This window comes from Pedobacter sp. 22226 (genome assembly GCF_052045455.1).
GTDB classification, from domain to species: Bacteria; Bacteroidota; Bacteroidia; order Sphingobacteriales; family Sphingobacteriaceae; genus Pedobacter; species Pedobacter jeongneungensis.
Genome location: NZ_JBQEPB010000001.1, coordinates 581,410 through 603,831 on the forward strand (window position 1 = coordinate 581,410; position 22,422 = coordinate 603,831).

At 44.5% G+C, this 22,422-nt stretch carries 29 protein-coding genes; 15 read left to right on the forward strand and 14 right to left on the reverse strand.

Annotated elements, in window-relative coordinates; translation table 11 throughout:
* The first annotated feature begins 1,482 nt into the window (after positions 1-1,482).
* From ACTJKC_RS02485 to ACTJKC_RS02495, 3 genes are read left to right on the forward strand one after another with little or no spacing between them, the layout of a single operon-like run.
* On the forward strand, positions 1,483-2,316 hold the full coding sequence (locus ACTJKC_RS02485) for a PAS domain S-box protein (protein ID WP_440789967.1): 834 nt from the start codon (positions 1,483-1,485) through the stop codon (positions 2,314-2,316).
* A 59-nt stretch (positions 2,317-2,375) separates the two neighbouring features.
* Entirely contained in the window at positions 2,376-2,738 is a 363-nt protein-coding gene (locus ACTJKC_RS02490; RefSeq protein WP_440789969.1) for a response regulator, read from the forward strand.
* Between the two features lie 17 nt (positions 2,739-2,755).
* Positions 2,756-3,283 carry a DUF892 family protein gene (locus ACTJKC_RS02495; RefSeq protein WP_440789971.1) on the forward strand — a complete coding sequence of 176 codons (528 nt, stop codon included), beginning with the start codon at positions 2,756-2,758 and terminating at the stop codon, positions 3,281-3,283.
* A gap of 263 nt (positions 3,284-3,546) precedes the next feature.
* On the opposite strand, the gene infC is transcribed toward ACTJKC_RS02495, so the two are convergent.
* The 6 genes from infC to ACTJKC_RS02525 form a co-directional block, all read right to left on the reverse strand.
* Positions 3,547-4,116 carry a translation initiation factor IF-3 gene (gene infC, locus ACTJKC_RS02500; RefSeq protein WP_440789973.1) on the reverse strand — a complete coding sequence of 190 codons (570 nt, stop codon included), beginning with the start codon at positions 4,114-4,116 and terminating at the stop codon, positions 3,547-3,549.
* A gap of 504 nt (positions 4,117-4,620) precedes the next feature.
* Positions 4,621-5,196, reverse strand: a complete 576-nt coding sequence (locus ACTJKC_RS02505; RefSeq protein ID WP_440789975.1) for a Crp/Fnr family transcriptional regulator — start codon at positions 5,194-5,196, stop codon at positions 4,621-4,623.
* A 2-nt stretch (positions 5,197-5,198) separates the two neighbouring features.
* A complete protein-coding gene (locus tag ACTJKC_RS02510) occupies positions 5,199-5,546 on the reverse strand; it encodes a hypothetical protein (RefSeq protein ID WP_440789977.1) in 348 nt (115 codons plus the stop codon).
* A 155-nt stretch (positions 5,547-5,701) separates the two neighbouring features.
* Positions 5,702-6,133: a response regulator gene (locus tag ACTJKC_RS02515; RefSeq protein WP_440789979.1), complete on the reverse strand. Its 432-nt coding sequence runs from the start codon at positions 6,131-6,133 to the stop codon at positions 5,702-5,704.
* Positions 6,134-6,200: 67 nt separating this feature from the next.
* Positions 6,201-6,512 carry a hypothetical protein gene (locus ACTJKC_RS02520; protein WP_440789981.1) on the reverse strand — a complete coding sequence of 104 codons (312 nt, stop codon included), beginning with the start codon at positions 6,510-6,512 and terminating at the stop codon, positions 6,201-6,203.
* Between the two features lie 68 nt (positions 6,513-6,580).
* Positions 6,581-7,021, reverse strand: coding sequence for an Hsp20/alpha crystallin family protein (locus ACTJKC_RS02525; RefSeq protein ID WP_440789983.1), 441 nt, complete (start codon positions 7,019-7,021; stop codon positions 6,581-6,583).
* A 362-nt stretch (positions 7,022-7,383) separates the two neighbouring features.
* On the opposite strand from ACTJKC_RS02525, the gene ACTJKC_RS02530 reads away from it, so the two are divergent.
* Both ACTJKC_RS02530 and ACTJKC_RS02535 read left to right on the forward strand, forming a co-directional pair.
* Positions 7,384-7,596: a DUF6965 family protein gene (locus ACTJKC_RS02530; protein WP_440789985.1), complete on the forward strand. Its 213-nt coding sequence runs from the start codon at positions 7,384-7,386 to the stop codon at positions 7,594-7,596.
* A gap of 137 nt (positions 7,597-7,733) precedes the next feature.
* A complete protein-coding gene (locus tag ACTJKC_RS02535; RefSeq protein ID WP_440789986.1) occupies positions 7,734-7,874 on the forward strand; it encodes a hypothetical protein in 141 nt (46 codons plus the stop codon).
* Here the strand turns inward: ACTJKC_RS02535 and ACTJKC_RS02540 are convergent.
* The 4 genes from ACTJKC_RS02540 to ACTJKC_RS02555 all read right to left on the reverse strand — a co-directional run bounded on the left by ACTJKC_RS02540 (position 7,871) and on the right by ACTJKC_RS02555 (position 10,173).
* Positions 7,871-8,152, reverse strand: coding sequence for a hypothetical protein (locus ACTJKC_RS02540; protein WP_440789988.1), 282 nt, complete (start codon positions 8,150-8,152; stop codon positions 7,871-7,873). The genes ACTJKC_RS02535 and ACTJKC_RS02540 overlap by 4 nt on opposite strands.
* A gap of 68 nt (positions 8,153-8,220) precedes the next feature.
* A complete protein-coding gene (locus ACTJKC_RS02545; protein WP_440789990.1) occupies positions 8,221-8,592 on the reverse strand; it encodes a response regulator transcription factor in 372 nt (123 codons plus the stop codon).
* A 134-nt stretch (positions 8,593-8,726) separates the two neighbouring features.
* Positions 8,727-9,401: a Crp/Fnr family transcriptional regulator gene (locus ACTJKC_RS02550; protein WP_440789992.1), complete on the reverse strand. Its 675-nt coding sequence runs from the start codon at positions 9,399-9,401 to the stop codon at positions 8,727-8,729.
* Positions 9,402-10,020: 619 nt separating this feature from the next.
* Positions 10,021-10,173, reverse strand: a complete 153-nt coding sequence (locus ACTJKC_RS02555; RefSeq protein WP_440789994.1) for a lmo0937 family membrane protein — start codon at positions 10,171-10,173, stop codon at positions 10,021-10,023.
* A 108-nt stretch (positions 10,174-10,281) separates the two neighbouring features.
* Here ACTJKC_RS02555 and ACTJKC_RS02560 point away from each other — a divergent pair, with 108 nt between their 5' ends.
* Positions 10,282-10,941 carry a hypothetical protein gene (locus tag ACTJKC_RS02560; protein ID WP_440789996.1) on the forward strand — a complete coding sequence of 220 codons (660 nt, stop codon included), beginning with the start codon at positions 10,282-10,284 and terminating at the stop codon, positions 10,939-10,941.
* Between the two features lie 104 nt (positions 10,942-11,045).
* Entirely contained in the window at positions 11,046-11,183 is a 138-nt protein-coding gene (locus ACTJKC_RS02565; protein ID WP_440789998.1) for a hypothetical protein, read from the forward strand.
* A 264-nt stretch (positions 11,184-11,447) separates the two neighbouring features.
* On the opposite strand, the gene ACTJKC_RS02570 is transcribed toward ACTJKC_RS02565, so the two are convergent.
* Positions 11,448-11,810 carry a response regulator gene (locus ACTJKC_RS02570; RefSeq protein WP_440790000.1) on the reverse strand — a complete coding sequence of 121 codons (363 nt, stop codon included), beginning with the start codon at positions 11,808-11,810 and terminating at the stop codon, positions 11,448-11,450.
* Positions 11,800-13,356: a PAS domain-containing sensor histidine kinase gene (locus tag ACTJKC_RS02575; protein WP_440790002.1), complete on the reverse strand. Its 1,557-nt coding sequence runs from the start codon at positions 13,354-13,356 to the stop codon at positions 11,800-11,802. The genes ACTJKC_RS02570 and ACTJKC_RS02575 overlap by 11 nt, the downstream gene beginning before the upstream one ends.
* A 669-nt stretch (positions 13,357-14,025) precedes the next feature.
* Between ACTJKC_RS02575 and ACTJKC_RS02580 the strand changes: the two genes are divergently transcribed.
* On the forward strand, positions 14,026-14,520 hold the full coding sequence (locus tag ACTJKC_RS02580) for a hypothetical protein (protein WP_440790004.1): 495 nt from the start codon (positions 14,026-14,028) through the stop codon (positions 14,518-14,520).
* A gap of 222 nt (positions 14,521-14,742) precedes the next feature.
* Complete coding sequence (locus ACTJKC_RS02585) at positions 14,743-15,009, forward strand: hypothetical protein (RefSeq protein ID WP_440790006.1); 267 nt, start codon at positions 14,743-14,745, stop codon at positions 15,007-15,009.
* 104 nt (positions 15,010-15,113) lie between these two features.
* Here ACTJKC_RS02585 and ACTJKC_RS02590 read toward each other — a convergent pair whose 3' ends face one another.
* Complete coding sequence (locus ACTJKC_RS02590; protein WP_440790008.1) at positions 15,114-15,425, reverse strand: hypothetical protein; 312 nt, start codon at positions 15,423-15,425, stop codon at positions 15,114-15,116.
* Positions 15,426-15,821: 396 nt separating this feature from the next.
* On the opposite strand from ACTJKC_RS02590, the gene ACTJKC_RS02595 reads away from it, so the two are divergent.
* The 6 genes from ACTJKC_RS02595 (at position 15,822) to ACTJKC_RS02620 (ending at position 21,839) form a co-directional block, all read left to right on the forward strand.
* Complete coding sequence (locus ACTJKC_RS02595) at positions 15,822-17,342, forward strand: glycoside hydrolase (RefSeq protein WP_440790010.1); 1,521 nt, start codon at positions 15,822-15,824, stop codon at positions 17,340-17,342.
* A 292-nt stretch (positions 17,343-17,634) separates the two neighbouring features.
* A complete protein-coding gene (locus ACTJKC_RS02600; protein ID WP_440790012.1) occupies positions 17,635-18,213 on the forward strand; it encodes a Crp/Fnr family transcriptional regulator in 579 nt (192 codons plus the stop codon).
* Positions 18,214-18,288: 75 nt separating this feature from the next.
* Positions 18,289-18,681: a RidA family protein gene (locus ACTJKC_RS02605; RefSeq protein WP_440790014.1), complete on the forward strand. Its 393-nt coding sequence runs from the start codon at positions 18,289-18,291 to the stop codon at positions 18,679-18,681.
* Positions 18,682-18,915: 234 nt separating this feature from the next.
* Positions 18,916-19,890, forward strand: coding sequence for an SDR family oxidoreductase (locus ACTJKC_RS02610; RefSeq protein ID WP_440790016.1), 975 nt, complete (start codon positions 18,916-18,918; stop codon positions 19,888-19,890).
* 548 nt (positions 19,891-20,438) lie between these two features.
* Positions 20,439-21,503, forward strand: a complete 1,065-nt coding sequence (locus ACTJKC_RS02615) for an IS110 family transposase (RefSeq protein WP_440790017.1) — start codon at positions 20,439-20,441, stop codon at positions 21,501-21,503.
* A gap of 177 nt (positions 21,504-21,680) precedes the next feature.
* On the forward strand, positions 21,681-21,839 hold the full coding sequence (locus ACTJKC_RS02620) for a class I SAM-dependent methyltransferase (RefSeq protein WP_440790019.1): 159 nt from the start codon (positions 21,681-21,683) through the stop codon (positions 21,837-21,839).
* Positions 21,840-22,168: 329 nt separating this feature from the next.
* Here the strand turns inward: ACTJKC_RS02620 and ACTJKC_RS02625 are convergent, their stop codons facing one another.
* Positions 22,169-22,297, reverse strand: a complete 129-nt coding sequence (locus ACTJKC_RS02625; protein ID WP_440790021.1) for a hypothetical protein — start codon at positions 22,295-22,297, stop codon at positions 22,169-22,171.
* Positions 22,298-22,422 lie beyond the last annotated feature (125 nt).

The following is a 22,422-nucleotide window of genomic DNA, read 5'->3' on the forward strand; positions in this document are numbered from 1 at the left end:
CTTATTGTTGATGTAAGGCTCTCACCCCTTACATTTATTAATACACAAAAAATACCTAAAAGGTTTTCAGTGCAACAAATTTATCTGCATTCCGGAAAAAAAACAAGAGCGGTATCCTGCATGGACACTGCCCATAAAAGCAGTTTAAAAACGAAAACCGTTAATAAGGACCTTTTGCCTTAAAGCCGGGCAGATGCCAGGATTTAATATCATTTTTTGCTGTTTTTGCCCTGTCTATCCACTGCGGCGCTTTTTCTTTTAGCCCATCAAGTTTAGCATAACCCAGGGCATCTTTTTTGGTCAGCTACCTGATCGCTTCAAAAATCGCGGTGCCTATTAGTGCATTTTTATAAATCCTGTAATCTTATGTCTTTACATCTTAATATGGCCAATGTCCATTTAGTTTGCTTTACCGCTTTTTCGTTTAACAATCACGAATGATGCCTGCCTTTTAAAGCTTATGGTAAAAAGAACTCAGCTGACTTTCATGGCTATGCCAGCAGTGAACGGCCTATCCGGTTTTTGGACCTGGCAGCTATGCGAAAACCACCGGTAAAACGGGGATGGTGCTGATCTCGGCAAAACATCCTGACCAAAACAAAATGTGTTTACCGATGTATTACTGTTATGTTTGAACTCTCCGGCGCTGAAAAAAGGCTACTGATCAATGCAAGTCTGGGCCATCGTATTGGATATCGGTATGCAGCTATTCTCAATAGGCTGGTTCCATATCTCTGGCTAGCCTGTCTTGTTACTTTTATCTGGATACTTGATGTTTCGGGAATACTTAAAAGTTCTCTCGGAGAGCTGTTTTTCAGCTGAGATAGCGTTTCTGACCGATTGTGCAGAGACTGGATCTCAAACGATAAATGCCAGAAAAAAATAATAAACTGAAATCCGGTTATATTGCGCCAAATATCCGTGCGTCATTGAAAACTGGATATGACTATATTTTTGACCCGCTCCCAGATGGATGATTTCGATAAATGTGAAAAATACGGACAGCTGATTTTCGATGTACATGCGGGAAGCGTTGCATAGAGATCCAATGCTGTCCGTTTACTGCTTAAACTATCTGTTTTGTCTGATCCGGGAAGCTACTTTGCAGTTTCAACAAAAAGTGACAGGTTTAATGGATTTTCGCACGGGCAATCCAGGTATCACCGGGACCGCTACGTACTGGAAGGGGACACTGGCAGTCAGACACATCAGGTATAGCGCATTTAATGACAGGCCGGGTCCCCGGAAAATAATTAAAAAGTTCAAAAAAACGCCGTTAGTATCCTTTATGCCATAGACCAGGGACGGTGGGTTAGTTGTTATCAATTTTCCAAACAGTCACAGAACTGCCGAATGTGTACCCAAAATTGACATAATCAATGCGTTAGTGGAAAATTGAAAACAATTTGGCTAAGATTTGTATTTCAATGGTGTCAGCAGATAACATGCAGTTAACGCGTATAGATATAAGTCGGGAGAAAAATGGTGAAGTTGAAATCTCAGAAAGTCTTTGACCTGGAGTATTTTTTTGAGGCTGTGCCGGACCTATTGTGTATCGCCGGGTTTGATGGGTATTTCAAAAAAATCAACCCTGCCGTCTGCAGGGTTCTTGGCTATTCAGAACAGGAACTGTTGGCATCACCGATCAAGGATTTTATCCATCCGGATGACAGGGAGCGGACAGCGGAAAAACGGGAAGCTTTACTACAGGGCCGTTCACTGCTGAACTTTGAGAACAGGTACCTCAGCAAGGAAGGATCGGTGATCTGGCTGAGCTGGACTTCTGTACCGATCGAAAAGGACAGTCTTGTTTTTGCCGTTGGAAAGGACATTACTTTCCGCAGGCAGCTGGAGGAATATGACCGCATATCCTCCATTCTGGGTATGATTAAAGAAGACCACAATCTGAGGTTCAAATACCCAAAATCAAACATAGACAGGACATTTATTGCTGTCAAGGCTGACGAGGATGAAAAAAAAGTTGGTGGGCCTTCCCAGTCGGATCAGCTCTGGCTCAACAGTTTTGAGAAGATCGTCCGGGAAAATGCCGGTAGGACAGCGCTGAATCTGGAATTGATCAGTGACGCTCTTGCCCTTAGCCAGAGGCAGTTATTCAGAAGGGTACATGGCATACTTGGGATCACACCCAATAAGCTCGTCCGGATCATCCGCCTCCAGCTCGCCTGGGAAGCGATCGGTTCAGGCAGGTACCGCACGGTGAAAGAAATTTCAAGCATAGCCGGTTACAATTCCAGGGGACATTTTAACAGGTTGTTTTACGAGGTCTATGGAATACATGTTGCCGAACTGCTGTAGCACTTGGCAGCTTACGTTAAATTTTAAACCCCATCATTATAATCTTAAAAGCATAACAAATGGCAAAGCGTATATTAGTGATTGATGATGATCAGGACATTCTGACCATTTTGGATATTATCTTTGCTGAGGAAGGATATGATGTTGTCGCGCAGCGTACCGGCGCCAGTACCGATCAGATCAGGCTCATTTCACCTGACCTGATTCTGCTGGATGTCCGGATAGAGGGTTTTTATAAGACCGGTGACCAGATCTGTGCCGAAATCAAAGGGGAGGCTGAACTTACAGCTATTCCGGTACTGTTATTCTCCTCAGAGGACGATGTGCATGAGCGTGCTGGTGTATGCGGGGCAAACGGTTACATCAATAAACCCTTTGAACTCAACAAACTTCTGGAAAAAGTAAAAGAATTTATATCTTAGTGGCATAATGCGCTACGATGTCCCAAAAACCCGGAAAATCCCGTTCATGGAAAAAAATAGATCTTGGCTCTGATAGGCTAAAAGTTTTTTTTATAAAACATCTGGACCGTATTTACGGTGCTAAGCTGCACCTGGTTTCCAAATTGCCAAAACTCGCCGGTGAAGCGGAGTTTTCTGATCTCAAAAGTGCCATCCTCGAGACAGTTCAGGACGTTGAAAAACAGCTTGCAAGAATGGAAATGATCTATTCCCTCCTAGATGCGGAAGTTTCAGACGGAAGTATCCATGGAGTGACAGGTCTTATCCAGGACGCCTTCGAAGCAATCGGCGAACAGACCGGTGAGCCCGAACTGCGCGACCTTTCTATAATTTTCTATCTGCAGAATATCGAAAGTATCGAAATGGCCTCTTTCCAGATCCTACAGATGGCTGCGGTCAAGCTTAGGAACAAACATATCAGCCAGTTGTTGAAGGAAAACTATGATGAGGCCAAGGCAGACCGGACATTGCTTCTGCTGATCTCATCCAAATATATATCGAACTAGCGTCGAAGGATCTGGAGCGATAACTTCATCCTTGCTGAATCTATCTGTTATTCCAGGGGGAAAATGCCGGAACCGCTACATCCAATAGGCATTGATCCTTAGCCGGATACCCGGCCCTGACCATAATGCGCCAGAGAAAACTTAGGCCACCTGAACGGGCGGACCCGGAACTTTTTTCTTCCGGTTGACTTTGAACACCCCCAATGTGTAAAGCTTCAGTCAACCGCGTTATCGCCGACTGTTATACCCTAGGCCGTCCGATTCTATTTCTTTGCCGCCTTTGGTGCCAGGGTCAGAAACATCCTCTTGCCCTCGAGCTTAGGGAGCAATTCTACCTTTCCGACCTCTTCCAGGCACTGTGCAAATTTCAGCAGCAGAATTTCGCCCTGGTCCTTGTATACGATAGAACGGCCCTTGAAGTGCACAAAGGCACGTACCTTTTCCCCGTTTTCCAGAAACGAAACCGCGTGTTTAAGTTTGAACTGAAAATCGTGCTCGTCGGTATTCGGACCGAAACGGATATCCTTGATAATGGTCTGCTTGGCCCTGCTTTTGATTTCCTTTTGCTTTTTTTTCTGTTCGTAAAGGAATTTGCTGTAATCGATGATGCGGCAGACGGGTGGGATGGCCTTTGGGGAGATTTCAACCAGATCCAGATCCAGCGCTCTGGCCATATTGAGTGCCTGGGTGAGCGGGTAAATATCGCTTTCAACATGCTCCCCCGTCAGGCGGACCTCCGCAGAGGTGATCAATTCATTTATTTTATGTTCCGCTTCTTTCTTTTTGAAGGGCAAGCGTGGCCCCCTGTAAAATCCTGCTTTTTTTAATGCCAAATTTGAAAAGTTTTAATGAAAAATTCTGTTACCCGGAGCGGTTAAAAAGGATGATTAAGATAATATAGCATTTTACCTGGGAAAATCCAAGCCGATCGTGAAATCATGACATTATAAGTACGTTCAAGCTATGCATTTTAGGCATACATGTGGGAACTGTTTTGAGACCCTTGGGAGTGGTTATCCGCTCTTAACCTCTTGTGATACTACTTGTATTCCATTTTTTTCAGTTCTCGGCACTCCTAAGCGCACCGGGGTAATTTTCCCACGGACTCCAAAATCTGGATTTTGATATCATTTCACGGCATTGGGATTGCGGTTTACGGCGTGTAGTGAACAGCCGATGCGCGGCATGGACCGGGCCAAACCTGCTTGCCAATTCCGATTGGTGAACCAACTGTAACTTAAGGAAGCTTCAATTAAACCGGTTGATGATCAGTTCGGGCTTTAAACGTATCAATTAAGTTCCAAATTTCAACTGTACTCTGACACCTTAAAAAGTTCTCACCTTTTCTTTCTGATCATACTTAGGAACACAGGAGTAATGCCGAGATAGGAGGCTATATGTTTTTGCGCAATGCGTCGTTCGAGTTTAGGATAAAGGTGCTGGAACTGTCCATAACGTTCCTCTGCGGATCTGGAAATGATCGAATTAACACGACGCTGGTATAAGCTGAATCCATTTTGTGCCAGGATGCGGAAAAACCGCTCCAGCTTGGGCACCTCTATGTACAGTTGTTCCAGTGATTGATAACTGAAATACAGAAGTTCGGTAGCTTCCAGGGCAGCGATGGTATAATAGGCCGGCACCTGGCCCGAAAAGCTGGCCATGTCGGCAGCCCACCAATTTTCGGGACAGAACAGCACGTTATGTTCCGATCCATTTTTATCCTGGGTGTACACACGCAGACAACCGCTGTCGACAAAGTAGAGATTCCGACATATCTCGCCGGTTTTCAGCAGCAGTTCATCCTTATGCAGACATCTGGTCTGCACAGCAGAGGTTATCTGCTGCAGTTCCGGCACATCAAGTTTAATGTGGAGGGCAAAGTTTTCCAGTAGGCGATCAAAGATTGTCATCCCTACAATGTAGGCACAAATCCGACTATCTTGATCATCTTATTTTCATCATCATATTCCACATAGTCTGTGCCTTTGAATTTGCCTAAACCAGGAATGTTGATGGTCCAGGAATAATAACAGTGTCTGTCAAAATATTCTGGCCCGGTTAATAGCGAAAAGGTACGTCCGGGTATCTTTTCATGTGATGACATCACCAGATCAACAAATGCCTCAATTCCGGTCACTAAAGGTGTGTTCCTGTCCTGATAGGTGATCCCATCCGCTAAAATAGCTACAAATGCGGTTTTAACCTCTGCTCTGGTCTGCTCATTCCAGGCGCTTGTGTAGCGGTCAACTGTTTCTTTCATATTTTCCATGCACCAAAATTAGGGACTTAGGTTTAGCTAAAAATTAAAGTACTTTAATAAATGAAAAAAATGATGCTATATATCCGGCTTCAAAGTAGTTTACCCTCCGTGGATAAGCTGCGCGCCCGGGATGGTATAATGGAATCTATCGTGTTTTAAATCCTTGGGAGAACGTTTTTCACGATCATTTTGATCCTGGGCAGCAGGCCGCTGTCGGTGGAAGCGGATCCGAGCAGTGAACTGACCAGGGTGAGCAGTTCATCGATGTTGAAGGGTTTCTCCAGGATGGCATCACAGCCATATTCAGCCAAGGAAAGCAGGATTTTGGTATAGGCCGATGTAATGATAATAGGGGTCTGTTCAAAGCCGTCCATTCCCCTGATGGCCCCGCAGAGTTCCCCGCCGTTCCAGTCAGGCAGCATATAGTCGATGATAAAAAGATCGGGCTTAAAACTTTCGGCTATTGCGGTGACTGTTCCCGGGCGGTCGCAGCCCCTGCACTGGTAACCATCGTATGTAAGGATTTCGGTAAGGGTTTCCAGCAGGACCAGGTCATCCTCAACAATCAGTATTTTTTTGCACTCCATGGAGATTGCCGTTTTGTTTCCTTGTATTTTACATTAACACCAAATGGTGCCTTTGGTTTTTAGTGTGCTAGATCAGCGGACCGATATCTTTATTTTCAAGATGGGCGATGCGGAAGATTTCCTTTGATATCAGTGCAATGTTTTCCCTGAGTTGCTCCAGGGAGCAATGCAGTATACCGCAGGGCACGGGCAGGCCCATAACCTCTTCCAGGAATTCTATTTTCAGAGGAAGCCTCCCGGATTTCCCGGGATGGCCAGATAGTTTTGAAAAGATTTCGTGGGCTTGCTCGCGGTCTCCCCCCAGGCAGAACCTGCCATAGGTGATCTGTCTTCCGCCCGGCCCCTGCAGGCTGATATCAATGGTAAAACGCTTATCCATGGTCTGTTTTTTTAATTAGGTTTACTGGGTTGGCAAATAAGAAGTGCCGCATCCCGCGGCACCCTGAATTACTGTATTTCGATCTGTCTGGAGACCGCCCTGGCTTCTTCCTTTTTTGGGATATCAAGGCTGAGTACGCCATCTGTGTAGCAGGCCCGGACACCTTCCACATCCGCGCTTTCGGGAAGGCTAAATAAACGGGTGAATGGATAATAGCTGAATTCCCTGCGTTTATAGGTTTGTCCACCAATACTGTCCGCATTTTTTCGGTCCGCCGAAATGCTGAGTACCTCCCCGTACAGGGAAACCTTGAAATCTTCTTTTTTCAGCCCCGGGGCCGCCAGTTCGATGTGGTAGGCTGCGTTTGATACCGAGATATTGGCTGGGGGAAGGCCGGCCTGGTGGCGGTCAGTGAAAAAGGTGTCGGCCAGCACCGGTCCGATGATTTCGTTAAAGCCCGGCAATAACGGACTGTTCTTTGTTTCGGGATTGAATTTAACCAATGTCATAGTTTTTCTCCTTTAATGGTTTAATAATAAATGGACTATAAATCAATTAATTTTCTGTTGACCTTCTCACTCAAAAGATATATCCCATAGGGATCAAGTGCTGTGCCAATGTGTTTTAGACCCAATGGAGGGGGATTTTATGAAATTTTTTCATTTTTTCTGAAAAATTTTCAGTTCTGGTGCTGAAAAATTTTCAGTGGCATATCCGCGCCTGCCAAAGCGCGTGAAATTAAACTTTCAGTGGACGGTGAAGGCGGCAGTCTGCCTGCTGTCCGCCTGTCCGGTCAAATGCACATTGTTCAAACATCAGGCAGAAATCCTTTTAAAAAAGCTGCCTTTCGGGGTATCTTTGCGGCATGACAATGCAGGAAGTAAATGATCTGGAGGAATGGTTTAAGAATGTTGAGCTGCCCAAGCCGCCCGTGATGCTCTTTCTTGGCACCGAGATTGCCGATGTGGACAGGTTTCTGGAGGTCCAGTTTACCTCGCTAAGGGTGGATCCGAACAGCAAGACCAATGGGCCTGTTTTATACCGGCTGAAGGCTTTCAAGTTACTGATCGAATCCAATCTTTAGGTTTACCTATCCTTAGTGCCGGAACAACTGTTGCCCCCAAGGGTTTGTTTACAGAAAAACGGTCGGCAATCCTGGCTAATTACTGTTGGAAGTATATGGTTTCTGTATGCATCAGGAAAAAGATAAAATTAACGGGCATGGATAACAGTAAGAAAGAAGAGAAAAGGGGCAGGACAGGCCTGGTGCCCAATGAAGAAATCAGTGGCAGTGATGTTGATAAAGCCTATGATGAAAAAGGTGATTTTGGAAAGGGGACACCCTCACAGGTCCCTGGCTAGGGAACCCATTGACGTGAATCTATCTGCCTGCCCAGTTCTTCGATCCAGTTTTTCCTATGGTAATGGCCGCCACTGTGGTATTCCCATTTTCCGCCGGCTTTCACGATATTAAACAGGATATTACCCGAGCTTTTGCGGAAGCTGAAGATCCTTGCCGTCGGGGTATGCAATATGAGTAGCACGCAACCCAGGCGCCTACTTCCAAGACCAGTGTAAAAATATCCGGAAAAATCCATTGGAGCCATATGGTATGGGGTATAATAATCAACTGGATTCATGGCTACCGGGCCGCTTTCTTGCAATCAATATCTTACCGCTTTTATTATCATTTCCACTTGGGGATCAGTTAATCCACTGCGCGGGAAAGGTTATTGTTGACCGTGGCAAGGAGGTGGAAAATATCAAAGGGTTTGGAAACAAAACCGTCCGCCATCGAATATTTTTTTATCTCGTTGATGTCCGCATGAGCGCTCATCATCAAAACCGGTATTGCCCTGCTTTCGGGCGTGTTTTTGAGTATCTTGCAGACATCCAGACCATTCCCGTCAGGCAGCATCACATCGAGCAGGAAAATATGCGGAAGGCTTCCACAGTCTGCGTCCATAAATTCCCTTACCGAAGCAAATGTCCTCACCTCAAAGTCCTCCCAGAAAAGCATTTCCAATACCTCCCTGATCCCATGGTTATCCTCAAGTATGCTTATTGTTCTCTTCATCATATAAATGGTCAGGTTTCCCTATATAGACCATGGGTTCGGGCTTATGTTTTGGAAATAAAATAAAAGGAGTTGGAAATGGGAAGGGTGGGCTAAATTCCGCAGTAGTATACGGATTGCCAACCTTTTGCGCCCATTTATTCCAGAGTCTGATCAGCACTTTCCCGGACCTGATCTTCCGGGAGAACTCCGTTTTTCAGGAGTGAGGTACGGATCCTGCTGAGTGTTTCAAGCCGCATACCCAGAAAGGAGGCAATATATTTCAGGGGAATCCTATGGATAAGCTGTGGGTAGGCAACCAGAAAGCGCTCGTAACGCTTTTTCGCTGTCGGCAGCCTGCAGATGAAAGCTCGCTCGGAGGCACCCTTATAGTATATTTCGGTCATTTTCCTGCCCACATAGTTCGCAATGTGGAAATGGTCGTACAGGTAACGTGACATTTCATGCGGAATGGCTATGGCCAGTACCGGATCGATCGATTCGATATATTCTTCGGAAGCCTGCTCGGTCCAAAGGTTGCGGATGCTGCCTGCAAGTTCATTTTCCACCGCGATCCAGGTGGTTATCCTGTGCCCCCCCGATTTGATATACCCATGTACAGCACCTTTGATGATAAGGAAAATGTACCTGTTGCGCTTCAGCGGGGAGGCAAGGTGTTTACCTTTGGCAAAGATAACGGGAAAAGTTTCCCTGTTTATGATCTCCTCAATTTCCGGAGTCAGTTCATGGAATGATGTGAAAACGGCAATCAATGGTGAAATGCCCCCAAAGTTTTCCCATTTGTTTTCTCCAAATTCGTTCTTTAAGTTCATGCAGGTTCGGTATAGGCAGCTATAACTGCCACTTATTTTTCTAAAAGTTCCAATCTAACAACCGTTTTAGAACAGGGAAAATAGTGTAAATGTTTGGATCGATAAGGTGGTTTTTTGGATTCTTCAGTCACAAGCTATACTAGGGGTTACCGTCCCATTTGAGCGGCACTTTTAAATGTGGCGTGCGAACGACTAACAGTTGAAGTATGGGCAGCGTCCTAAAGCACTTTTTTTCCAGACAACCAGGTCAATGACCTGCTTGGATACCGCAGTGACATGGTGGGGGCGGTATAAGCCCACCTGTGCGTGCAGTTTTAGCCCATGCTGATCTGCGCATATTTTACGGGCAGCCTGGTTTTGTTGGCCGGGCAGAGATCCACAACTGGTGGAGCTGCATTCGCAAAAAAAAAATACGATGACGGAACTTTAGGCCTGTTTCCATCGAATAGTCCGCTGCCGCTGCCTTAAGCCGAAGCTCTTTAGCGTGTATGGATAGGGGGTAGGCCTGCATATAGGCAGGGGTAATGCGGACAAAATCATGCCCGCATTACTGTTAGCTTATTATTTATTTAGGTAACCTGTTGTCCGTTCGGTACATTCAGGACCCTTAGTATCACATTTAAGCTGCACCCCTGATCAGACGGAGTACCACTGCGATTACCGCTATGACCAATAGGGCATGGATAATCCCGCCGGTATAATATCCCCCAAAAAAACTGATTGCCCATATAATGACAAGTACGACTGCGACCAGATAAAGTAAATTTCCCATGTTTTCAAGATTTAAGTTGTACTGATAACAGGGATAATCCATTTTGGTTTTAACAATCTTCCGCATGCCACTTGTTCTTTACAGGAAAATTGACCAGTGAAAATATAAATGCAGAATCACAAACCGATCGGCCTGATCCGGTGTTCTACAGGTATAAAAGCATTTAACAACCGGCCGTTGGGAAAGTGGCCGGAAGGGTACGCTGGTACACTGCTTACCGGGGCTGCCATCGGGATTTCCCTGATGGCGTTTATTCTGGGGGGTCGCCAAAAGCGTAGGAAGCATTTAAAAAACAAAACTTCCGGATCAATATCCAAACTGAATATGGAAAGGTACATTTTTGATATAGCTACATCCGATGGAATTAAACAGGCCATTGTCGAGGGAAGTGGAGAGTGTTACAGCGTAAAGCTAGAAAATTCCTTTTTGGGTACAATGTGGCAGGATCCCGGGCAGGGTATGCAGTGGAAAACTGAAGATGCCCCAGTTCAGCAGTACCTCTGGGAAATTGCAGGGGCACTGTCCGAGGCTTTCTCAAGGAACGGATTTCCCACGATACTGAAAGGCGCCTATCCCGAAATCATCCAGACCGCATGGAAAAGCAGCGAAACGCTTGAAGTTACCCTTGATCCTGTTACCGACCTGGAGGTATTCAGTACATTTCTCCGTGACGAGGTAAGTAATCTGGTTGATTTTGAGGAACAGCTGGATCTGGTGGTCAAAAAGAAGGGAGATGCCTATTTCAAATTCATCGGAATCAACCGATAGGCAGGGACAGGAGGAAATTATGCTATGGTATAACGGGGATTACCCTCCATCATATCAAGGCAGTAAGCTCTCAGATATCAAAGAATACCTAAAAACCTAAAATTATGGCAGAACTACCGGATTTGGAAGTGTTTTCCAGGATCCTTCCGCGGCGCTACGCAGGTAAGGTGCTGGAGGAAATTGATGTGGAAGTGGCAAAGAAACTCAACGTCACGGTCAAAACACTAAAATGCAGTAAATAACCTTTGGTCCGGATTATCGTTACGGTCTTAAAATATGGTCGTCGGAAAAACCGTATTTCATTGGTTAGTGGATAAAACAGAATGCTCAGCGTTATGTTTAAGCTTGATCGGGCAAAAGTTAAACAAAACCGCCATTATACTCCAGACCAACACCATCCAGGTTAAATTTTTGTTACAAAAGCGAAATAGAAAAGATATACAATGACCGCGTTTAAACCCGCCAAATATCGGCCAACTGAAGCTTTAGGGAACTTTTAGCAAGGACTAAGATATCAGCCTATCCACTACAGCAACCAGATGGTCAAAGTCGAAAGGTTTGGAGATGTATTCGCTGGCCCCTGCAGCAAGGGCAATCTCCTTACCGTCACGGCTGGCCGACATCACCAGTACCGGCAGGGAAGCTGTTTCCGGTGAATTCCTGACCGCCTTTAGGATCTGGTCGCCGGAAATCACCGGCATCCAGAGGTCCAGCACCACAAGGTCGGGCCGGGTAGATTGTATCAGACCAATGGCATTCATGCTGTTCTGCTCTGCAATAACGGTATGACCGGTATCTTCCAATATCATTTCCAGTACATCCAGAATCCCCTCATCATCATCACAGATCATTATTTTTTTATTCCCCATCCTGCAAAGCATTTTTTTTTGGTACCGTAAAACTGAAAGTTGATCCATTGCCCACTTCACTCTCCACCCATAGGGTTCCCCCATGGTTTTTGATGATCTGGTCACAGATATAAAGTCCTATGCCCATGCCCGGAAAACGCTTCTGAATGTCCCCTGCACGGAAAAAGCGCTCGAAGACCTTCTTTTTATCCTCTGCGTTCATGCCAAGGCCAAAGTCCCTTACCGAGACCTTAACATAATCACTCACATTTGAAACCTTCACCTCAATGGTCTTTGATTCGGGAGCGTATTTAATGGCATTGGAAAGCAGGTTGTTGATCACCTGAATAATATGAGAGTCATCGCCGAACACCTTTGAATTTGCTTTCCCTTCCAGATTAATCTGATGGTGGTGGGATGAGGTACGGATCCCTTCAATGGCCTCAGTGAGCATCGCATCGAAGTCAAAATAATTTTTATGCAGTTCGATGTTGCCCGTCTGGATCCGCGAAACGTCCAGAAGTTCCTCAATGAGATTGTTCAACCGCTCAACATAAGAGGCTACCTTGCTGAGTGTACTGTTGAATTTCACGCTTGCTTCCTTTGGCACGCTGCGCTGGAGCACCTGGATATAGCCTTTGATCGTGGTCAGGGGCGTTTTAAGCTCGTGACTGGCAATAGATAGGAAATCATCTTTCCTGCGTTCGATCTCTCTGCGTTCGGTAATATCTTCAATAGCAAGCAGGATCTGGTCCTTATACTGCCCTTCAAGTTCAATCCTATAGGCATTCAGCAGCATCAGTTTTTTTCCTATATGAGGGAAATCATGCTCTACCTCAAAATCAACCACAGGATTATTGGTCGGCAGGATCTTGATTAAAAGCTCTTTCAGCGAAGGAATATCCCACTGGTGGTTACCCAGCTCATATAAAGGTTTTCCAACAGTTTCTTCCGAAGATACCTTGAAGGTATCCAGAAAGTGGTGGTTGGCACTGATTACATTAAAATCCGGGTCAAGCACTAGCAGCCCTTCGCGTACCGTTTCTATGATACTCGACAAAAATGATTCACTCTCACGGAGCTCCGCGGTACGCTCTTCCACTTTTTTTTCCATCAGGTGTTTCTGCTGCCTTAAGTCCTGTTCCGCTTTTTTGCGTTTGGTGACTTCATTCTGCACACCGATGAAATGGGTTACTACTCCCGAGGCGTTTTTCACAGGGGACATATATAGCTCGTTCCAGAAAAGTTCGCCGTTTTTCCTGTAGTTACGGATCTCCACTTTGCAATCGGTTCCGTTACGGACACATTTCGCCAGTATTTCCCGTTCCGGCTGCGCCCTGTCGTCGCGTTGCAGGAACCGGCAGTTATGGCCGATGATTTCTGCCCTGTCATAACCAGTCATCAGCTGGAAAGCGCGGTTGCAATAAACAATAGGGTTATCATCCTGTAGATTATCGGTAATGATTATCCCGGATATGGATGCATCAAGTGCCTGGGTAAGGAGTTCGAAGTTTTGGGACAGGGATTCCCCTGAAATATTGAACCTGCCGTTTTTAAAGTTACTCAAGGGTATGAAGAAAATTTATTTTTTAATATTATCTGTTCTCTACAAAACTATTAAACATTCACCGTTAAAAAAAAGTTTTCCTACCCCGGAAACTACTAAAAAAAACATGGAACCCAAAAATGGGAGGCGATTTGTTTTAGTAACGCTTTAAATAAACGTTATCCCGCACCAAAGACATATATAATCTAAATATCTAAAAATTCAGTCATTTGATTGACAGACCCTTGAACCAGCTCGTAATGGTGAGGCCTGTAATGGTGAAGGTTGTCCAGTCAGGTTGCAGATGGTTGATTATCTTAATGGTTTCAGCTTATGCTTTGTTATTAAAACAGATGGTGTATCTTTATGATATTGATTTCTACCGATAGCATCCATTACCCATTTGAAAAAAGTTCTTCGTCCACTTGAAAAGCCGTTTCTCATCGCATATATTTCCATTTGGTTGGCCGTGTATGTGCTTTCAAGATTTTTTCTGGAGATTTATACCGATAATGCCCCATTGTGCGTATGGATATTTTCGCTCATTTTCGTAATCCCGATTAGTTGCTATGCGGCTGCAAGGACAGTGGTAGTTAAAAAGGAAAACTGGTACGGTGTTATCGGTTATTTTATTATGTATACCGCACTGTGGCTGCTCACAATCAATTACATTATCGTCAATGGTGATCTTTGATCAGTTCAGCAATCAACCGTAAAGTCCGTAATAGGGCAATGGTGACCGATGTGCGAAAGGTTTTTTATAAAAGCGGCTTTGACCATACTTCAGTAACGTTGAAAATGGGGGACAAATCGATTACCCTGCAGGGCAGGCCTTATATCTACTTTTATCTTAATGGTAGGGAGCACATTTCCATGACTTCAGCTCATTCTTTTTTAGGAAATGCATATGTCTATACCGATGGAATATCCAGCAAAGAAAAGCTCAGGGCCAGATGGCTGCATCTTAAAGACCAGGTGCACCGCTTACGGGTTTTGGCTGCTATCATCCTCTCCATAATACTCACCGGATTTTTATGGCCCCAGAGAAAGCTGACAAACGGTCAAAGGATTTCTGCGAAAATGGGGTTCTGGAAGATGATGGGTATCGTGATGGGCATTCTCCTTGCCCTCGCAATCTTGTTTTACATCGGGCTTTTTTTGTATATCAAGTTCTTTCCTATTTGATGCTTACTACGTAAAGGATAGCGATTCCGTTCCTTTTTTGTGGTAATGATAATCAGTCTAAATATTTTCTTATCCGGACTTGAAATGCGTCCACCGATTTTATCGACCCGGCTTAAACAGGATTGTATTACCCTTTGATTATTAAAAGACCACATACCGCCAATTTTTCTGGGTTATTTCAAATTCAAAAAAACATTATCCGTTTCTGTTTGTCGCTATGGTATGACAGAGTATACCGATTATTTTTCCAACCTTCAGCTTGCGGGCATCGTATTTGTATTTTTTGGAATGGCGCTGGTCGTCCTGGCAAGCCGCAGAAGACGTCTGCGTGGGAGGATTCAGGGCCTGCGAAGGTTCGCTTTGACTGACAGGGCCCCGTTTACCAGAAAAGCAGAAATGCTGATCCTGCGTTTCGGCCTGTTTATGGCAAGCGGAGGCGTGCTACTGATTATCATTATGGCCTTGCGTCAGGAAACGCAGATTGGCTAAGGGTGATCGATAAGGGGAAATATTTATTCCAAACTTGCTTCTACCACAGTACAACCCCATCCGAAAGGATAAATCCGGCCAAGCCCAGAGCATGTGGACCCCATTCAGGCTGTTTCCGGACGGGGTTTTTCCATTCTTGGAAATTCAAACATCAACTGCCCGTTATCTTCATAGATATAAGTGAGCTGGCCGGTGAGTTGGTTGGATACCGGATACTTGGCACCCATCTTCTTCAATGATTCAGTGAGTTCTGAGATCAGGTTATAAACCTGATTGCGGTATTTAGTGCGTTTCCACCTAAAATCTTCGATGTCGTTTTCGGTGATACTTGCATCGATATCGTGTCCCAGTCCGTGCATCTTCCCCAGAAGTTCCAGATAGCGGTCGAACTGCTGCTGTATAGTTAATTGACTCATAGGAATAATTAACCCAATTGCACCTAAAAAGTTCTAAAGAATATCATTTTTGACGCTTTCAGGTGGTAAGCGGGGGAAGTTTTGGGAAAAGAAAATATATGGAGCTGAATGATAGGTTATTAAATGGCCTGCTGCTTCTGAGCTTGAATATGTCTGTAACGATTTCAAATAATCACCGTCTTTGACTTGTACTTCAGGCTTTTATTTTTATATGAAATTTTTAACCCGTACCTCCGCTTTCGTAATCTTATCCAGTCTTTTCGGTTCATATTCGTACACACAGCAATTATCCGTTTCTGACAGTATCGATGTTTTCTTGAAATGACGATACCAAGAACCAAATTTCAGTTTAAAGAAGTAGATTGCAACAAAATCAGCGATATTAAGAATTTAAAAATGAAGTTATTTCAGCAGATCAGCCGTTTTTGCTATTGTTTAATCCTGTTATCCAGCAGTAAAATAGCCCTTGCACAACAAAAGCCTGTTAGGGTGGAGATAGATCCAAAAATACAATATCAGACCATCGATGGTTTTGGTGCCTCTGATGCCTGGACCTGCCAGTTTGCCGGTTTATGGCCTGATGAAAAACGCAGTAAAATAGCTGATTTGCTTTTCAGTACAAAATTATCAAAAACAGGGCAGCCTGTTGGTATCGGATTAAACATCTGGCGTTTTAGCATAGGCGCTGGCAGTGCAGCCCAGGGGCGAGCAAGCGATATTGGAGATGAATGGCGTCGTCAATTGGCTTTCTTACAGCCAGATGGTAGTTATGACTGGAATGCAATGCCCGGACAAAGCTGGTTTTTAAAAGCAGCTAAAACACGTGGTGTAAATCAGTTTTTGGGCTTTGTAAACAGCCCCAATGTGCTGTTTACAAAGAATAAAAAAGCCTATTCAACCGATGGTAATTGCAACCTCGATTTTGATCAACTGGATGCATTTTCGGCCGATATGGTAGCTACGGTAAATGGTTTGAAAAAAACAGCAGGTATAACGCTCAATTATTTAAGCCCTGCAAATGAACCCCAATGGAAATGGAACGAACATAACCAGGAAGGCTGCCCTTATACCAATGCCGAACTGGCTAAACTATACAGAGGTGTTAATGCTGCATTTTCCAAAAGTAAGCTTCAAACCAAAATCCAGATAGGCGAAGCCGGTCAGCTGGATTACCTGTACAACAATGGCAATGCAGCAAAGGGAAATCAGGTTTTTGAATTTTTTAACGCATCATCGCCCAATTATATAGCTAATCTTTCCAATATAGATCAATCCATTTCAGGGCACAGTTATTTTACCACCAGCCCTAAACAGAAGCTTATCGATGTACGCAGAAAAACTGCCGATGCAGTAGCGACTATAAAAGGTTTAAAATATTGGATGTCGGAATATTGTGTATTGGGTGACGATACACTCAAAGGGGAAAAGCGCGACTTAGGTATGGTTACCGCGCTTTTTGTAGCACGGTTAATCCATCATGATCTTGTTTTATCAAATGCTTCGAGCTGGCAGTGGTGGCTGGCCGTATCGAATGGGGATTATAAGGATGGTCTGGTTTATATCGACAGCAATAAAAGCGATGGCCAGGTGTACGAGAGTAAACTGTTGTGGGCTTTAGGTAATTATAGCCGTTTTATTAAACAAGGGAGTAAACGTGTCGATGTTAAGATGCCAGAGGAAAACATTGATCAGTTGTATATTTCCGCTTATATCCATCAAAATAACCTCGTTACAGTTGCTGTAAACAATACAGCGAAAGATATTGAGCTTGATATGGTGGTAAAAAATGGTAAAGAGACGAAGGTGGAAACCTATGTAACTTCCAATGAGTACAGTTTAACGCCCTATAAAAAATATAAAAACACCGGCAAAATCCTTATCCCGGCTAAATCGGTTACGACCATAGTAAGCAACTGATGCCCTGGTAAACGGTTTTTCAATCCGGTTAATATTGTCCAAATTGATTTGATTTAAAGTGCCAAAGGCCTGCAAAGGTTGAATTTGTCGTTTATCATCGACACGTAAATTGCTGTGTAGTGTTCAGTTCTCATGTGGTGCCTTTTTTTCAAGTGCGTCGGAAAAAAACTCACTGGCCCTGGCAAATCCAGGGCTAATTTGAATATTATCGATATGCGGTATATTTGAAATAAAATCCCACTGGTGGGAAGGATGGGGTGCAAGGGAAACAAAAGCGGATATTTAAGCGAATATGAAAGAAATGTTACGGGCACATATAGAGAAAGTTGTGGAGCTGAGCGATGAGGAGTATAGCTTTGTAAGGAGTCACTTTAAGGTCCGGAATTTCCAGAAGGGAAGCTTTTTAATCGAAAAGGGCAACCCTGTCCGCAACGCATACCTGATTATTTCAGGGCTGACCAAACTGGTGTACCATAATGCGGATCTCAGAGAGCACATCATTTCATTTGCAATGGAGGATTGGTGGGAAACCGATTATCCTGCATGGTTTGTGGGTGGCGAGGCGACGCTGAGCCTGCAGTGCATCGAAGATACGCAGGCCTACTTGCTGAGCCTGGAGGACTTTCGGATGATCTGTTCCAAAGTGCAGAAAATGGAACATTTCTTTTTGGAGAAAGCCAACCGCGGCCATGTCGCTTCAATGGAACGCATATTATCATTTTTAGCCTCAACGCCCAGGGAAAGATATGAGCTCTTATTAAAAAAGCAGCCCGCTTTAATGCAAAGGGTTCCCAAGGCCATGCTTGCTGCCTACCTGGGTGTATCGCGGGAAACCTTAAGCCGTTTGTGGCGTAGCGAGCAACAGCGCTGAAGAATCAAAATGTGATCCACCTCACAAAAATAATTTTATCGTCTTCTCAATTTTACCTCCATAAAAAATAAGATTATGGTAAAAAGAGAAATCAATCCCTGGACATGGCAGGATGAGAGAAGTTATGTGCAAGCAGTAGAGGTAAAAAATGTTGAAGGTACGCTTTATGTGGCAGGACAGGCGGCGGTGCACCCAGATGGCAGGTCCAGTACGGCAGATATGCGTTCCCAGCTTAGCCTCGCCATTGAAAACCTGGAAACGGTTATTGGTGAGGCGGGATATGCATGCGGTAATATTGTAAGGCTGACCGTATATTCAACATCATCGGATGAATTTATGGACAGTTGTTTTGATCTGCTCCAGGCATTTATGGCAAGGCATGGGGTGAAGTCTGCAATAACGTTAATGCAGGTAGTAGCGCTGTTTGAAACCTTGAATGTCGAACTGGAAGCTACGGTAGTGAAATAAAATCAGTCTGGAAGTTGGCTGCTTTACTAAAAGAAAGCGGCCAGTTTTGATTGATCGGACTTGTGGGTAATTGGATTTTTATAGCCCTGAGAGTTTGCGGTATGTCTTTAGAAGGGGTCATTGCGGGATAAAGGCAATAGCACGTAGCCATGCCAGCTGCAATTGTTTGCGGGGCAGTGACCAAAACATTTTTGAGCTTTACCCTGTTAAAAAAGGAGTACTAAACCATATACCATGAAAATCAGTTATCAGGATCTCAGAAATAAAACCGTTGTCATTACCGGAGCATCCAGCGGGGTAGGCCTGGCTACAGCAGAAGCTTTTGCCAGAGCAGGATGTAAATTGATCCTCGCTTCCAGGGGAGAAGAAGCGCTTAATAATGCTGTTGAACGCTGCAGGGCATTAGGCGCGCAAAGTTTGGGTGTGCCGACAGATGTTTCGGAGTATGAGCATGTGGAAAATCTGGTTAACCGTGCATTGGAGTTTACCGGATCTATTGATTACTGGGTGAACAATGCCGGAGTGATGGCCAGCGGGAAATTCGAGGAGATACCTATCGAGGTATCGCATCAAGTGGTAAAGACCAATCTTTTTGGTTATATGAACGGTGCGCATGCGGTGATACCGGTTTTTAAAAGGCAAGGTTACGGTGTGCTGATCAATAATGTTTCCATTGGTGGCTTTATGCCGGCACCTTATAGCGCTGTATATTCATCGACCAAATTCGGCATTAAGGGAATGATGGAATGTATACAGGGCGAACTATCTGATGAGGCTGATATCCATGTATGTAACCTGTATCCGCAGATCCAGCGTTCGACCGGAAATATGCATTCGGCAAAATATTCGGGGCTTGATTTTAAGATCCCGCCATCTGCGGCCGATCCGAAGGATACTGCGAAGGCATTATTAAACCTGGCATTGAATCCGAAAAAGGATAAGTTTCCGGATTTTAATTCCTGGGCATTGAAGACCATGCATGATATATTCCCCAAACTGCTGGTCAATACCGCATCGGCTGGAATGCGTGTGCTGATGAAACTCAAAGATGGGGCGCCGACAGATGGTAATGTATTGCGGCCTTCGGGATTTCCGCACAGGATTTATGGTGAGACACTGCTTCCGGTGCCTTCAAAAAGGACCAAACTCGTATTGGGGCTTGGGGTATTGGCGGCGGTGGGTCTGATATTCGCGGGTAAAAGGGGATAGGCTATCATAGAAGGATTGCCGGGTTTTCAGGATGTTTTTTATATGCGGGTATGCCGTTCACTGATGGTCTCTCTACCGACGCTACAGAATTAAATTTTTCTTTTTTTTAAGATCAGGTTTATTTTCATAATATCCTATCAGCTAGTTCCTGTAAAAAAGCCGGTTTTACTGTTTTATATCTTCGCGATGCTTATTTCTGATAAGCTGCGTAATTTTGGGCCACATGTTGAGGATTGTTATGGCTGAGGTAAGCAAGATCCATTTTACCATCCGCATTAGGTTTGGCCTGTGGAGCTTGCATTTTCCAAAAGCCCGGGCCTGACTTGTGCCCCGAACAGTTATTGGAAATTTCGAATGATTAGACCGGAACAGGCTTATAGATGAACTTAGGCAATGACCTTGAAATTGTGTAAAGCCCGGTCCAGCATCGAAATTATCTAATGACCCCTTCCAGGTGGAATTATAAACAGTTCAAGGCTTCGGGCCTAAAAGATGATAGAATACCTGGGTGGATCGGGGTTACTTTATTTGTGTTATCCAAGCGGTTTATGAAATTCAAATATTTTGTGGGTGTTGATATATCAAAACTGAAGCTCGACCTGACACTTTTATCCGGCAATAATTTCCTGGTACATAAGTGTATTGAAAATGAGGGACATGCCATAAGGGATTTTATTGATGAACTTATGAAGGTTAGGGGGCTGACATTCAATAATACTGTTTTTGGGATGGAGAGCACTGGGATTTACTCCTCGAAACTTGTGGGATTTCTTCTCGGGAAAAAAGCCAATATCGTTGTCGAAAACGCCCTGCACCTCAAGAACTCCTTTGGTTTGATCAGGGGGAAAACGGATAAGGATGATTCTGAAAGAATTGCCATGTATCTTTACAAATCGAGGACTGAGCTCAGGCTTTTTGCAGTCCGCAGGGATATCATCGACCATCTTGCCGGTTTACTTACTTTGAGAAGAAGGCTCATTGGTTTGCGTCTCTCGTTGTCTGTTCCGTTGAAGGAGCATACAGGTTTTGTCAAGAAGGGACTCATATTGGAAAGCAACCGACTCTGCTCAGGGAGTATGGGTGCATTGCTGACAGATATAAAGGACATAGATGCATCCATTGACGCGACATGGAAATCCGATGAACGCCTAAGCCGTTTAATGGAGATCCTGCTGTCCATTCCCTGCGTAGGCCCGGTGATCGCCCTTCACGTGATTATCGCGACCAATGAATTTACCACAATTACCTCGGCCAAACGTTTTGCCAGTTACTGTGGGGTTGCGCCGTTCCGTTACCGGTCGGGAACAACGGTGAGCAAAAAAACGCAGGTTTCAAATGCTGCAAATAAACGGATTAAATCGTTGTTGCACACCGCAGCAATCCTATCGATACGGTTTGTACCAGACCTTAAAGAATACTACTACAGAAAAGTTGGAGTAGAGGGCAAGAACAAAATGGCAGTCGCCAATGCGATCCGGTTCAAGATCATTACCAGGATGTTTACCTGTGTTTCCCAGGACAGGCTTTATCTGCAGAAATATGTTCCTAAACCAGGGAGCCGGCGCATGCAGTCGCCATTAGTTGAGGATCATCTACATGATGTTTGTGGTTAAGGGTTGTTTGTCACCTGGACAATAAATGCCTAAATGGCGGAAAAATTGGTTTAGGGAATTTGACCGGGATTGTTATTTTTGTGGGACAACATGACTTATGCAGGAAGAGATCAAGGCAGTTTACGGGGATATTGATATTTACTTATTTGACCAGTTATTAAAGGGAACCTATTCGGGGTGCAGATTTGTGCTGCGGGTTGTGGGACGGGAAGAAACCTGGTTTACTTTTTAAGGCAGGGGCTTGATGTTTATGGGGTGGATCTGGACACGGAAGCAGTTTCACACTGCAGGGAGGGAGCAAGGAAGCTTTCGGGTTCTGGAACATCCCGTGTATAAAAACAATATCTTTCATAGTGATGTATTTTATTGAATAACATGGCAGGAGCTTTTGGGGTTTGATAAAGCCCTCACCCTACAGGAATATTCCATTTAATTTCTATAAAGCGGTAAATCCGGTCAGTCAGCGGAATAATATATGTTTTTGTTATCGTCAATGTAGAAGCTGTAGGTTTTCTGCTGGTAGTGGAGGCGGTATGGGCTTATCTTTGACGCACCGATGCTTTCAAGATAAGGGCATAGTGGGGTAAAGGCTTTCTGCATGCATTCAATTGTTTTTTTTAAGCGGTCCTCGGCATCCGGAATCTGTTTTTCAAGTGCTGCAGCCTTTAGTTTTCGGGTTTATCCTCTTCAGCTTCTTTAAGTGCCGGCTTTAATTCCATATCGATAATCCTGCGCTGCTCCAGCGCTTTTTCCTTTTCTTCCAAATATGCAATAGCAAGTAAATTGTCTTTCATACTTTTTTGAACCCTGTTTTTTGGAGTGGTTTGCCGGAAAATATGTTGCAGGACTTTGTCTGGCGGGATGAGCGATACCAGCCTAGGGTTAGTTTTCACGCTCCGCCAGGCTTTAGATACCGGAA